Source organism: Pseudomonas sp. 21615526 (assembly GCF_013386245.1).
GTDB lineage: Bacteria > Pseudomonadota > Gammaproteobacteria > Pseudomonadales > Pseudomonadaceae > Aquipseudomonas.
In genome coordinates, this window is record NZ_JACAOM010000067.1 from 1 (window position 1) to 13,890 (window position 13,890).

Annotated in this window: 10 protein-coding genes and 2 pseudogenes; 5 read left to right on the plus strand and 7 right to left on the minus strand. The window is 62.7% G+C overall.

The features are described 5' to 3' along the window. The 4 genes and pseudogenes from HX786_RS19260 to pilM all read right to left on the minus strand — a co-directional run. Positions 1–581, minus strand: a pseudogene (locus HX786_RS19260) (secretin N-terminal domain-containing protein); the annotation flags it as partial. A 150-nt stretch (positions 582–731) separates the two neighbouring features. Continuing rightward, complete coding sequence (locus HX786_RS19265; protein ID WP_178912477.1) at positions 732–1,757, minus strand: pilus assembly protein PilP; 1,026 nt, start codon at positions 1,755–1,757, stop codon at positions 732–734. Beyond that, a complete protein-coding gene (locus tag HX786_RS19270; RefSeq protein WP_178912478.1) occupies positions 1,754–2,305 on the minus strand; it encodes a PilN domain-containing protein in 552 nt (183 codons plus the stop codon). The genes HX786_RS19265 and HX786_RS19270 overlap by 4 nt, the downstream gene beginning before the upstream one ends. After that, on the minus strand, positions 2,305–2,958 hold the full coding sequence (gene pilM / locus HX786_RS19275; protein ID WP_178912479.1) for a type IV pilus biogenesis protein PilM: 654 nt from the start codon (positions 2,956–2,958) through the stop codon (positions 2,305–2,307). Before pilM ends, HX786_RS19270 begins: the two co-directional genes overlap by 1 nt. A 220-nt stretch (positions 2,959–3,178) precedes the next feature. Between pilM and HX786_RS19280 the strand changes: the two genes are divergently transcribed. Beyond that, a complete protein-coding gene (locus HX786_RS19280; protein ID WP_371316571.1) occupies positions 3,179–5,635 on the plus strand; it encodes a penicillin-binding protein 1A in 2,457 nt (818 codons plus the stop codon). A 195-nt stretch (positions 5,636–5,830) separates the two neighbouring features. Here HX786_RS19280 and HX786_RS19285 read toward each other — a convergent pair whose 3' ends face one another. The 3 genes from HX786_RS19285 to rpmE form a co-directional block, all read right to left on the minus strand. Beyond that, on the minus strand, positions 5,831–7,099 hold the full coding sequence (locus tag HX786_RS19285; RefSeq protein WP_003209334.1) for a malic enzyme-like NAD(P)-binding protein: 1,269 nt from the start codon (positions 7,097–7,099) through the stop codon (positions 5,831–5,833). Between the two features lie 181 nt (positions 7,100–7,280). After that, positions 7,281–8,069, minus strand: coding sequence for a thermonuclease family protein (locus HX786_RS19290; protein WP_087692534.1), 789 nt, complete (start codon positions 8,067–8,069; stop codon positions 7,281–7,283). 41 nt (positions 8,070–8,110) lie between these two features. Beyond that, positions 8,111–8,341 (minus strand): 50S ribosomal protein L31, encoded by a 231-nt coding sequence (gene rpmE / locus HX786_RS19295; protein ID WP_003209330.1) that lies wholly within the window; start codon positions 8,339–8,341, stop codon positions 8,111–8,113. Between the two features lie 297 nt (positions 8,342–8,638). Between rpmE and HX786_RS19300 the strand changes: the two genes are divergently transcribed. The 4 genes and pseudogenes from HX786_RS19300 to HX786_RS19315 all read left to right on the plus strand — a co-directional run. Further along, a complete protein-coding gene (locus HX786_RS19300) occupies positions 8,639–10,858 on the plus strand; it encodes a primosomal protein N' (protein WP_178912480.1) in 2,220 nt (739 codons plus the stop codon). Between the two features lie 234 nt (positions 10,859–11,092). Continuing rightward, positions 11,093–12,829, plus strand: coding sequence for an arginine--tRNA ligase (argS, locus tag HX786_RS19305; protein ID WP_003209327.1), 1,737 nt, complete (start codon positions 11,093–11,095; stop codon positions 12,827–12,829). A gap of 1 nt (position 12,830) precedes the next feature. Beyond that, on the plus strand, positions 12,831–13,535 hold the full coding sequence (locus tag HX786_RS19310) for an SPOR domain-containing protein (protein ID WP_003209324.1): 705 nt from the start codon (positions 12,831–12,833) through the stop codon (positions 13,533–13,535). Between the two features lie 179 nt (positions 13,536–13,714). Continuing rightward, a pseudogene (locus HX786_RS19315) lies at positions 13,715–13,890 on the plus strand (Fis family transcriptional regulator); the annotation flags it as partial.

The following is a 13,890-nucleotide window of genomic DNA, read 5'->3' on the forward strand; positions in this document are numbered from 1 at the left end:
TGCCCGCCCCAGCGCACGCCAAGGCTTTTGTCGTAATCCACATTGGCCTCGACGATCCGCGCCTCGATCATCACCTGCCTTACCGGAATATCCAGTTGCGCCACAATCGTGCGCAGCTCCTCCAGCCGCTCCCGGGTCTGGTAGGCGATGATGTTGTTGGTGCGGTCATCCACCGCCACCGAGCCGCGCTCATCGGTTGCACCTTCCAGGCCCACGGCCGACTGGAAGAGCTTGGCCAGGTCCGACGCCTTGGCGTAATTGACTTGCAGCAACTCGCGGCGCAGCGGTGCCAACTCAGTCATTTGCTTGCGCGACTCCATCGCCAGCAACTCGCGGGCGGCCAACTCCTCGGCCGGCGCGACCAGCAGCACATTGGCCGTCACACGCTTGTCCAGCCCCTTGGTTTGCAGCACCAGGTCCAGGGCCTGGTCCCAGGGCACGTCCTTGAGGCGCAGGGTGATCGAACCCTGCACGTCGTCACTGGTCACCAGATTGAGGCCGGCAACGTCGGCAATCTGCTGCAGCACCGCGCGCAACTCGATGTTCTGGAAGTTGAGGGACAGCTTGTCCCCTGTGAATGCCACGCGTCCGGAACTCAGGGGCGCATTGCCAGGTGGCGGCAGGTGAATCAAGTCGATTCGATTGGGCACAGCCATGACCATCGGTGCCGTGAACGCTATCCATAGCGCCACACCGAAGGACGAAAAAGTCCTTTTCATTGTTTGTTTCCGTTATGAGTTCACGTTCAGGGCAAGGGTTTGCGAGCGTTCCAGCCACGCGCCCTGGCCATCCGGGAAAAGCTCGGCCAGTTCGACATGGGAGTCATGAATCGCCGTGATGCGCCCGTGGTCCGGGCCCAGGTAATCGCCGATTGCCAGCCGATGGACAGACGACGCTCCGCGCAGCAGGGCGAAGGTTTGAGCCCCCAGGGACAAGGTCCCGACCATTTCGAACTGCTCCACGGCGAAGCCTTCGAGGATTCCGCGAGGTCTGGCGAGATCAGGTCCGGCAGCCGGTCGCCCGGCGGGTCGAACCAGTTGGCGAGAGGGCGGCTGGAAAGGGTCGCGCAAGGCTGCAAAATCGTACGCCACTTGCTGCGGCCCGGGCTCGGCGACAGCCTGTGCCGGCGGGTGCAAATCAACCTTCAGGTCATCGCCCGCCTGGCGGTTGTGACGATAGGTCCTGGCTACCAGACTGAGATGCAACACCGAGGGATCGACAGGACTGAATGCCAAGTCATGCACCGTGACAATTCCTGGCAAGCTGGCCATGCCGTTGATGAACGCCGCCAGGTCGTGAAAAGTCCCGGTGACGCCAATCTGCATGGGCGATTCGATGTACAGGGCGCGAGGCTGGTCATCCCGAAGTTCGATGGCCTCCAGCACCAAGCCATTGGCGGCACTCAGGCGGCCAATATCTTCAAGCAGGCCGGGTACCTGGGTGTCGGCAGGCAGCCGCCGTAACAGGTTGGCGAAATGGCCTCGCATTGTTTCGAGTTCGCGGACCAGGGACTCCAGGCCGGCAGCCTGGCTGGTTTTCAGCGCGACCTGCTGTTCAAGCGCCACTTCCTGCGACTCAAGCTGGCGCAGTTGCTCCCGCGCCCCACTCAAGTAGAAGGTATTGCCCACTGCCCACAGCAGGCAAACCACCGCGCCAGCCAGCAACGCCTTGCCCGGCAAGGGCCAGTTGGCGGCGTTCTGGCAGAGCTGGGTTATATCGGATTCCGTCAGCCCTGGCAGGCCTGACGCCCCTCTCATTGGCGCACCTCATCCGAGTGACCATGGCGAACCGTCAACTGGAAGCCATTGTCGTCGCCCTCCTGCGCGCCGCGAACCCGTTGAAGCCGGGGCGCTTCCAAGTCTTCGGCAGCTTCGAGGCCTCGCATGAACTGAGCAATGTCCCGGTTCGATCCGGCCGTGCCGCTGATGGAAACAGACCCGCCGTCGACGCTCACTTCGCGCAACTGCACCCCCTCCGGCACGGCACGGGCCAACTGGTCCAGCAACTGAGCACCCGCCGCACGATCGTCCTGCAAACCCTGCACAACTTTCATCCGTTCCATCAACTGCTGGCGCTGCTCATGCAGTTCGTCGATGGCCTTGATCCGCGAGTCGAGCCCGATGACACCCTGGCTCAACTGGTTATTGCGAGCCAACTGCCGATCGATTGCACGGTCGATCACCTGGTCTGCCAGCCAAACCGCAGCCAGCGCCACCGCTGCAGCCCCCGCCAAAAACACCAGAAAATATTTGCGCCGCCGCTCATTCCGTTCTGCGCGCCACGGCAACAGGTTGATTCGTGTCATCAGTCGAAACTCCTCAGGGCCAGCCCGCAGGCCACTCCCATTCCCTGGGCATCCACGGCCCATTGCGCGCCATCGACACGACGGCCCGGCGTGATGCTGTCCGAAGCCTGCCTGCCCGCGCGAGCCAATGCAAATGCTTCGACATCCACTATCCGCGTCGCCAGCCCCGCAAGGGCCAAAACCGCCTCACGGGCCTCCACCTGTTCCTTGAGGCAGGCAACCAGCAGCACATCGACGCTTTGCGGGTCATGGGCCGACGGGCCCTGCACCTGGAAGTCGATAGCCACATCCTCCAGCGGATAAGGAATGTACTGGTCTGCTTCCCCATGGATTCGACGCACCATTTCAGCATCCGTCAGCCCCGCGTCCATCTCCAGCACGCGGGTAATCACCGAGGGCCCTGCCACGGCCACGGCGGCATGCCTGAGTGATGTATGCGCCTGTACCAGCGCCCGGGAAAGTGCCTGCGCGACGGCATCGAAATCAACCACGCTGCTGTCGACCACCGCATGGGCCGGCAACTGCTGCATGGCGTAGCCCCGAACGCTGTAGCCAGTGCCTGACGCCTCCAGCTCCACCAGCCTGACGCCGGTGTCATTGATGTCGACACCCAGGACGGCATCGGCTTTTCGCCTGAAAAATCCCTTTCTCATAAAACTCCCCAAAACTTTCCCTGTCTTACGGACTGATTGCTGCCAGGCTTCCTGCATTCGGTCGGCTTGTATGAGCGGCGCGAATGACGCCCGAAGCCGAAAAATGCTTTAATGCCCAGCGTTTTTTCCCGCGTTTATCTGCTGGCCGGGTCGATCCACCACTTGCCGTGCATGCCCCGACGCCTAACCCATTCTTTTCCTTGGAAATCCAAAAGCCTTGATTCGTCTGCTGAAGTTTTTCGGGTACTCCATTGTCGCGATCGTCTGCGGGCTGATGCTCGTGCTCAGCGGGGCCTATCTCTACCTTAGTCCGGGTTTGCCCTCCGTAGAGGCCCTGAGAAGTATCCAGTTGCAGATTCCTTTGCGGGTCTACAGCAGCGATGAAAAACTGATCGCGGAGTTCGGCGAAATGCGCCGCACACCGATCCGTTTCGCCGACATTCCACCCAATTTCATAAACGCCCTGCTGTCGGCTGAAGACGATAACTTCGCCAATCACTATGGCGTCGACCCAAGCAGCCTGGTGCGGGCAGCCACGCAATTGGTCAAAAGCGGACACATTCAATCCGGTGGCAGCACCATCACCATGCAGGTGGCGAAAAACTTCTTCCTCACCAGCGAACGCAGCTTTTCCCGCAAAGCCACGGAAATCCTCCTGGCGTTGCAGATCGAACGTCAGCTGACCAAGGACGAGATCCTTGAGCTGTACGTCAACAAGATCTATCTGGGCAACCGCGCCTACGGCATCGAGGCGGCTTCACAGGTTTACTACGGCAAGTCGATTCGTGACGCCAGCCTGGCGCAGATGGCGATGATTGCCGGCCTGCCCAAGGCGCCTTCACGCTTCAACCCGCTGGCCAACCCGGCGCGCAGCAAAGAGCGCCGCGACTGGATCCTGGGCCGCATGTACAAGCTGGGCAAGATCGACCAGGCCGCGTACGAAAGTGCGGTGGCCGAGCCGCTGAACGCCAGCTATCACGTGCCAACCCCGGAAGTGAATGCCCCGTATATCGCCGAAATGGCCCGTGCCGAGATGGTCGGCCGCTATGGCAGCGAGGCGTACACCGAAGGTTTCCGCGTGACCACGACGATTCCGAGCAACCTGCAGGAAATCGCCAACAAGTCGGTACACGACGGCCTGGTCGCCTATGACCAGCGCCATGGCTACCGCGGCCCTGAATCGCGCCTGCCGGGCAAGACCCTGAGCGCCTGGACCGTCGAGCTGGGCAAACAGCGCCCGATCAGCGGCCTTGAACCCGCCATCGTCACCCAGGTGAAGAAAGATGGCGTGCAGGTACTGACGCGCACCGGCGAAGAGCATGTGTCGTGGGACAGCATGAAATGGGCCCGCCCTTTCCTGAACACCAACAGCATGGGCCCGATGCCCAAGCAGCCGTCGGACGTGGCCCAGGTCGGTGACCTGGTTCGCGTGCAGCGCCAGAAGGACGACAGCCTGAAATTCAGCCAGGTGCCCGTGGCACAGGGCGCGCTGGTGTCGCTTGACCCGCAGAACGGTGCAATCCGTGCCCTGGTCGGCGGCTTTGCCTTCGAGCAGAGCAACTACAACCGCGCCACCCAGGCCAAGCGCCAGCCGGGTTCCAGCTTCAAGCCGTTCATCTACAGCGCTGCACTGGATAACGGCTACACCGCCGCCAGCCTGGTCAACGATGCACCGATCGTGTTCGTCGACGAGTACCTGGACAAGGTCTGGCGCCCGAAGAACGACACCAACACCTTCCTCGGCCCGATCCGCGTCCGCGAGGCGCTGTACAAGTCGCGTAACCTGGTGTCGATCCGCCTGCTGCAGGCGATGGGCGTAGGCAAGACCATCGACTACATCACCCGCTTCGGCTTCAACAAGTCGGACCTGCCGCCCAACCTGTCCCTGGCACTGGGTACCGCCACGCTGACGCCGATGGAAATCGCCACCGGCTGGAGCACCTTTGCCAACGGCGGCTACAAGATCACCCCGTACCTGATCGACAAGATCGAAAGCCGTAGCGGCGAAACCCTGTTCACCGCCAACCCACCACGGGTCCCGGGCGACGTGGTCAATGGCGTCGCGGCCACTGACGGCCAGGCAGCACCGGCCAACGGCGGCATCACCATCGAGCCGACGCCAGGCGAAGCCCCGGCAGCCGGTGCTCCCGCCGCACCACAAGCGCCGGCGGTAGCCGAACGCGTTGTGGATGGCCGTACCACCTACATCCTCAACAGCATCCTGGAAGACGTGATCAAGAAAGGTACGGGGCGTCGCGCCCTGGCCCTGGGCCGTGCCGATATCGCCGGCAAGACCGGTACCACCAACGACTCCAAGGATGCCTGGTTCTCCGGCTACAACGCCGACTACGTGACCACCGTATGGACTGGTTACGACCAGCCGGAAAGCCTCGGTCGCCGGGAGTTCGGCGGCACCGTCGCGCTGCCGATCTGGATGAGCTACATGGGCGCCGCGCTGAAGGATATGCCGCTGCATACCCAGCCGGAACCGGAAGGCATCCTGAGCCTGCGGATCGACCCGGTCAGCGGCCGTGCAGCAGCGCCGAGCACGCCGAATGCGTACTTCGAGCTGTTTAAGAGCGAGGACACGCCGCCGTCGGTCAACGAGCTGGGCAATGGTGTTGCACCGGGCAGCCCGCTGCCGGCGGACGAGGCGGCGCCGATCGACTTGTTCTAACACGCAGTTCCAATGTGGGAGCGGGCTTGCTCGCGAAAGCGGAGTATCAGGCTCAGATGGGCCGACTGACACACCGTCTTCGCGAGCAAGCCCGCTCCCACAGTTGGATCACCGCCAGGCTCGAGCCAATTGCCAGCCACAAAAAAAGCCCCGACTCGCAAGAGCCGGGGCTTTTTGGTGGTGCGCTACAACGGCTTAGCCGTTGAACACATCATCCACGCTTTGCAGCGGGTAGTTCTTCGGATACGGCAGGGTGGCCACACCCGTCTCGATTGCGGCTTTGGCCACGGCATCGGAGATCAGGGTGATCAGGCGCTTGTCCATTGGTTTCGGGATGATGTACTCACGACCGAATTCCAGCTTGATGCCGCCGTAGGCGTCGCACACTTCCTGAGGAACCGGCAGTTTGGCCAGTTCGCGCAGGGCGTTGGCGGCCGCGACTTTCATCTCTTCGTTGATGCGCTTGGCGCGAACGTCCAGGGCACCACGGAAGATGAACGGGAAGCCCAGTACGTTGTTGACCTGGTTCGGGTAGTCCGAACGGCCGGTGGCCATGATCACGTCGCTACGGGTGGCGTGGGCCAGCTCCGGGGAGATTTCCGGATCCGGGTTGGAGCACGCGAACACGATCGGGTTGGCCGCCATGGACTTGAGGCCTTCGGCGCTCAGCAGGTTCGGGCCGGACAGGCCAACGAACACGTCTGCACCGTCCAGGGCGTCAGCCAGGGTACGCTTGGAGGACGGATGCGCGAACATCGCCTTGTACTGGTTCAGGTCGGTACGCTCGGACTGCACAACGCCCTTGCTGTCGACCATGTAGATGTTTTCCAGCTTGGCGCCCATGCTCACCAGCAACTTCATGCAGGAGATGGCCGCGGCGCCGGCGCCCAGGCAAACGATCTTGGCTTCGCCAAGGGTTTTGCCGGCGATTTCCAGGGCGTTGATCATGCCGGCCGCGGTAACGATCGCGGTGCCGTGCTGGTCATCGTGGAATACCGGGATGTCGCACTGTTCGATCAGGGCCTTTTCGATCTCGAAGCACTCAGGTGCCTTGATGTCTTCCAGGTTGATGCCACCGAAGGTGATGGAGATGCGCTTTACGGTGTCGATGAAAGCCTGCGGGCTCTCGGAATCGACTTCGATATCGAATACGTCAATGCCGGCGAAGCGCTTGAACAGCACGCCCTTACCTTCCATGACTGGCTTGGAAGCCAATGGGCCGAGGTTACCCAGGCCGAGGATCGCGGTGCCATCAGAGATCACTGCAACCAGGTTGCCTTTGCCGGTGTACTTGTAGGCCAGTTCAGGATCGCGGGCGATTTCACGTACGGGCTCGGCAACGCCAGGGCTGTAGGCCAGCGACAGGTCGCGGGCGGTGGCAGTGGCTTTGGTGAGCTCTACACTCAGCTTTCCTGGACGAGGATGGGCATGATATTCGAGAGCGGCAGTTTTCAAATCAGACATATCGGCATTCCGCTTTTACTGTTGGTCGACGGACCGCCGAGGATACGCGTGTCGCAAAGTCCCCACAAGACTGGGCAGTCACAGGTGTCAAGGGCCCTGCCCTACGACTTTTGGCCAAGAGCCACGGGATACAAGGGCTCAACTGTTCACAATCGACCTGAAAAATGTCTACAATTTTTTCTTACGGCGCCTGCTCGAGCATGCCGGGATCGGTCAGTGGCAACAGCCAGCGTGCCTGGCCCTTTTCCAGGCCGCCGCGTCGGGAGCGGTCCAGCACCCAGCCGCGGGCTTCGATGGACTGGCCCTGCAAACCCTTCAACAGTGCACTGTCGAATCGGCCCACCAGATTGGGTGCAATGCGCAGTACCAGTGAGCCCTGCAACTCAATCCAGACTCCGCCGCGATTGCGTTCGATTTTGTTCACCTGACCGCTGACCACCGCAAAGCCCGAGCGCCGGATCTTCGCCGCATCGACCACCGGTGACCGGCGCCACACCCCCAGCCGGGCCTGCCGGGCGCTGCGTTCGGCGGCTTGCTGGCAGGCCACCAGTTCCACATTCGGCGCGACGGCCACCTGGAAGCCAAGGCCTTCGGCGAGCAACTGCGCTTCCAGATTTGCTCCATTGGCACCGTAGAGATGGGCCAGGGTGCGGCCGTAACGGTCCTTGCTCTCCCGTCCGGGCACCACGCCAACGCGCCCACCGCTCGCGTCCACCAGACTTTGCAGGCGCTCGCGAGCAGCCACGGCGAAGGGCTCGTCAGTGCGCCCCTGCTTGCCGGTTTCCGGGGCATTGACGCCGATCATGCGTATGCTGCGGCCATCCTTGAGGCGCACGGTGTCACCATCCACTACCCGCTGCACGTCGAAGGTCGCGACATCGCCGGGCGCCGGGCAGAACACCTCGGCCTGGGCGGGCGCCAGCCAAATCGCAGACACAAAAAAGGCGCCCACGAGGGACGCCTTTTTCATCAGCGAGGACAAGCCATACAGGCCATCCAAGCGGACCAGCCTTACTCGGCCTTAGGAGCAGCTTTAGCGCCGAAAGCACCGAAGCGGGTCTTGAAGCGGTCAACACGGCCGCCAACATCCAGAGTCTTCTGCTTACCGGTGTAGAACGGGTGGCACTCGTTGCACACGTCGATTGGCAGAGCTTTGCCGAAAGTCGAACGGGTTTCGAACTTGTTACCGCAGCTGCAGGTAACGTCGATGGCAACATAGTTTGGATGGATATCGGCTTTCATGGTGTATTCCTCAGGCTAGCGTGCCGCCAATCAACACTATTGTTGAATACCGCACGTAATTAGGCCGCGGATTCTACCAGACCTTTTTAAACGCGCAAGAAGCACAACGGCCCCTTTCATCAGAAAAGCGCGGCATACACAAGGCCCTGTGGGAGCCGGGCTTGCCCGCGATGCAGGCGCTGCGGTGCCTCAGGTGCACCGTGTCGATACTATCGCGGGCAAGCCCGGCTCCCACATCCACCGCTGGTCTGCTAGGCTCCCGCCCTTCTTCGCCGCCCGTCATATGAGAACCCCCGCGTGCCCGACGCCATTTTGCGCCTCGCCCTGCCCTCGCCCCTGCGCCGCCTGTTCGATTATCGGGCTCCTGCCGGCGTATTGCGGTCGCAGTTGCAGCCCGGCATGCGCGTACGGGTACCGTTTGGCCGACGGGAGATGATCGGCATCCTGGTGGAAGTCGCCGATCACAGCGAAGTGCCCGCCGAGAAGCTCAAGCCCGCCGTGGCCATCCTCGACAGCACGCCGCCGCTGCCGCCTGCGCTGTTCAAGCTGTGCCTGTGGACCTCGCAGTATTACCAGCACAGCCTCGGCGACACCTTGAGCTGGGCGCTGCCGGTGCTGTTGCGCCAGGGCGAACTGGCCGAGGCGCGCCAGGAGCGTTTCTGGTCGATGGTCCCGGGGGCGCGCATGGACGACCCGCGCATCGCCCGCGCCCCGCGCCAGCGTGAAGCCCTGGCAACCCTGGCCCAGCATCCCCACGGCGTCGCCCATCAGCTGTTAAGCAAGCTGATGCTGAGCAAGGACAGCCTGGACTTGCTGCTGGCCAAGGGCCTGGTGCAGGTGGAGATTCGCAAGCACGCTCCCGGCGAGCGCCACGAACACTGGCTGGCCCAGCCGGAACTGCCGCTCAACCCCGAACAACGTGCCGCCTATGAAGCGATTCGCGCCGGTTTCGACAGTTTCCACGCGTTCCTGCTGGCGGGCGTCACCGGCAGCGGCAAGACCGAAGTCTATTTGCAACTGATCCGCGAAACCCTCGAAGCCGGCAAACAGGCACTGGTGCTGATCCCCGAGATCAACCTCGGCCCGCAAACCCTGGCGCGTTTCGAGCAGCGTTTCAACGCGCGCATCGCCCTGGTGCACTCGGCGGTCAACGACCGCGAGCGCCTGGAATCCTGGCTCGCCGCCCGGGACGGCGAGGCCGACATTATTATCGGCACCCGTTCGGCGCTGTTCACCCCGATGAAAAATCCCGGGCTGATCATCATCGACGAAGAACACGACGGCTCCTATAAACAGCAGGAAGGCCTGCGCTACCACGCCCGCGACCTGGCGCTGGTGCGCGCCCGCCAGGAAAACATCCCGATTGTGCTGGGCTCGGCCACGCCGTCCCTGGAAAGCCTGCACAACGCCTACACCGGGCGCTACGGCCTGCTGCGTCTCAATGAACGTGCCGGCGGTGCCAAGCAGCCCCGCTTCCTGCGCCTGGATGTAAAAAGTCGCCCGCTGGACAGCGGCATTTCCGGGCCGATGCAGCAAGCCATCGGGCAAACCCTCGCGGCGGGCCAGCAAGTGCTGGTGTTCCTCAACCGCCGGGGTTTTGCGCCGACGCTGCTGTGCCACGATTGCGGCTGGATGTCCGAGTGCAATCGCTGCGATGCGCGAATGACCGTGCACCAGCGCTCCGGCGAGTTGCGCTGCCATCACTGCGGCCATGTGGAACGGGTGCCGCGGCACTGCCCGCAGTGCGGCAAAGTCGACTTGCGACCGGTGGGCGCGGGCACCGAGCGCGCCGAAGAACGACTGGGCATCCTGTTCCCGGATTACCCGGTGCTGCGGGTCGACCGCGACAGCACCTCGCGCAAGGACGCGATGAATCAGTTGTTCGCCACGATCCAGAAGGGCCAGCCGTGCATTCTGGTGGGCACGCAGATGCTTGCCAAAGGGCATCACTTCCCACGGGTGACCCTGGTGTCGATCCTGGATGCCGACGGCGGGCTGTTCTCCGGGGATTTTCGCGCCAGCGAGCGCATGGCGCAGTTGATCGTGCAGGTCGCAGGCCGGGCCGGGCGGGCCGAAGAGCCGGGCAAGGTGATCATCCAGACGCACCTGGCCGACCACTCGCTGCTGATTCAACTGACAGAACAAGGCTACTTTGCCTTCGCCGAACAGGCCTTGAGCGAGCGACGCTCGGCAGGTCTGCCACCGTTTGCGCATCTGGCGCTGCTGCGGGCCGAAGCGCACAAGCCGGGGCAGGCCGAAGGTTTCCTGGATGAAGCGTGCAGCGAGGCTGAACGTTTGCTGGGGGAACTGGGTCTGACCGGCATCGAGCTATTGGGCCCGGTGCCAGCACCGATGGAACGCCGCGCCGGGCGTTACCGCGCCCAGCTACTTTTGCAAGCCAGCGCCCGCGCGCCGCTGCATCGTTTATTAAGCAGCTGGTTACTTGCGCTGGAGCAAATGCCCAGTGGTCGCCAGGTGAGATGGTCGCTGGACGTAGACCCGGTAGATTTGTACTAACCCCCTGTGGCGAGGGAGCTTGCTCCCGCTGGGCTGCGTAGCAGCCCCAAAAAAGCCGGGAGCGCTACGCACTCCAGCGGGAGCAAGCTCCCTCGCCACAGCAAGCTCCCTCGCCACAGGTTAATCGTCCGTCAAGGTCCCGCGAAGGTTGGCAAGCCCGCCCTCGCCACGGATAATGCCCAGTTTTTCCACCTGCGCATCGCGCGCCACCGCTTGCGGTCGAAAGAGAACACCATGAAAGACACCATTCGCCAGCTGATCCAACAAGCCCTCACCCAACTCGTCAACGAAGGTGTGTTGCCTGAAGGCCTGACGCCGGCGATCCAGGTGGAAAATACCCGCGACAAGACCCACGGTGATTTCGCCAGCAACATCGCGATGATGCTGGCCAAGCCGGCCGGCCTGAAGCCGCGCGACCTGGCGGAAAAAATCATCGCCGCGCTGCCGGCCGACCCGCAGGTAACCAAGGCTGAAATCGCCGGCCCAGGCTTTATCAACTTCTTCCAGAACACCCAGGCCCTGGCTTCGCGCCTGGACGCGGCCCTGGCCGACGCGAAAATCGGCGTGCGCAAGGCCGGCCCGGCACAGCGCGTGGCCATCGACCTGTCGGCACCGAACCTGGCCAAGGAAATGCACGTGGGCCACCTGCGCTCCACCATCATCGGTGACGGCGTGGCGCGGGTCCTGGAGTTCCTCGGCGATGACGTGATCCGCCAGAACCACGTGGGCGACTGGGGTACCCAGTTCGGCATGCTGATGGCCTATCTGCAGGAAAACCCGATCACCAGCAACGAGCTGTCGGACCTGGAGAACTTCTACCGCGCCGCCAAGAAGCGTTTCGACGAATCCGAAGAATTCGCCGACCGCGCCCGTGGCCTGGTGGTCAAGCTGCAAGCCGGCGATGCCGAATGCCTGGAACTGTGGGGCCGCTTCCGCGAGATCTCGCTGTCCCACTGCCAGGAAATCTACGAGCTGCTCAACGTCAAATTGACCATGGCCGACGTGATGGGCGAAAGCGCCTACAACGACGACCTGATCAACGTGGTCAACGACCTCAAGGCCAAGGGCCTGCTGGTTGAAAGCAACGGCGCGCAGTGCGTGTTCCTCGAAGAATTCAAGACCGCCGACGGCGACCCGCTGCCGGTGATCATCGTCAAGGCCGATGGCGGCTACCTCTACGCCACCACCGACCTGGCCGCCGTGCGCTACCGCAGCGGCGTGCTGAAAGCCGACCGTGCCCTGTATTTCGTTGACCAGCGCCAGGCCCTGCACTTCCAGCAAGTGTTCGAAGTGGCGCGCCGCGCCGGTTTCGTGACCCATCCGATGCAGATGGAGCACATGGGCTTCGGCACCATGAACGGCGCCGATGGCCGCCCGTTCAAGACCCGTGACGGCGGCACCGTGAAGCTGATCGACCTGCTGAACGAAGCCCAGGACCGCGCCTACAACCTGGTGAAGGAAAAGAACCCGGAGCTGGCCGAAGCCGACCTGCGCAACATCGCCCGCGTCGTGGGGATTGGCGCGGTGAAATACGCCGACCTGTCCAAGCACCGCACCAGCGACTACAGCTTCAACTTCGAATTGATGCTCAACTTCGAAGGCAACACTGCGCCGTACCTGCTGTATGCCTACACGCGGGTGGCCGGTGTGTTCCGCAAGCTGGGCAAGGACTTCAGCGAAGTCGAAGGCCAGATCAACCTTGAGGCGCCACACGAGCAGGAGCTGGCCGCCAAACTGGCGCAATTCGGCGAAGTGCTGAACAGCGTCGGCGAAAAAGGCACACCGCACATCCTCTGCACCTATTTGTACGAAGTCGCCGGTTTGTTCTCCAGCTTCTACGAGAACTGCCCGATCCTGACCGCAGACGACGAAGCCCAAAAGCAGAGCCGCCTGCGCCTCGCCGCACTGGCAGGACGGACCCTCAAGCAAGGCCTGGAATTGTTGGGCCTGGAAACTCTGGAGCGTATGTAAGTTGGCTGCCAAGAAAAAACCTGCACCCAAGCGCGGCGCCAGCCGCTACCAGGCACCGGCGAAGAAGCCTATTCCGGGCTGGTTGTGGATGGCCATCGGCCTGACGGTCGGCGCGTTTGTGGTGTTCCTGATGAAGCTCGACCCGGGCAAGGGCGATGACGTCAAACGGGTCAAGCAAGAACAGCAGAAGGCCACGAAAATGGCCGAGGCGAACAAGACACCGCCTAGCCCGACTGCGCCGGTGAAGCCGAAGTACGACTTCTACACGCTGCTGCCGGAATCGGAAGTGATCGTGCCGCCGGACGCCGTGCCGGAGAAAACCCTGCCGACGCCGCAGCCGGTGCCGACTACGCCGGTTACCCCGGCGGAAGCAGCGAAGATCGACACGGCCCGGGCCCAGGCTGCGCTGGCCGGGATTACCCCGCCGCCACCGCCGCCGGTTGCCACCACCAAGGCCGCGCCGGTGACCAAGTTCTTCCTGCAGGCGGGCTCGTTCCCGAAACAGGCGGATGCGGACCGGGTACGCGCGCAGATTATTTTGCTGGGGCAGGCGGTGACGGTGGAGTCCGGGACGGTTAAGGATGCGACCTGGTATCGCGTGCTGGTGGGGCCGTTCAGCAACCGTGAACAGCTGACCGTGGCGCAGAAGCAACTGGCCGGCGCCGGGTTTAGCAACCTGTTGTTACAACAACGCCAGAGCCGCTGATTCCGGAAACAGCATCGGGTTAATGTGGGAGCGGGCTTGCTCGCGAATGCGGTAGATCAGTCAATATTTTAGGTGACTGACACACCGCATTCGCGAGCAAGCCCGCTCCCACATTTTGATCTCTATCTTCTCCAAGGCATACTTGCCACCTCTCGCTCGCCAGAACCAAAAACAGCCCCATGCGTATCCACGTCAGCTTCATCGACCGCGTCGGCATCACCCAGGAAGTCCTGGCCTTGCTCGGTGGGCGCAATCTGAACCTGGATGCGGTGGAAATGGTTCCGCCCAACGTCTACATCGACGCGCCAACCTTGAGTGCCGAGGTACTGGAAGAGCTGCGTGATGCACTGTTCAG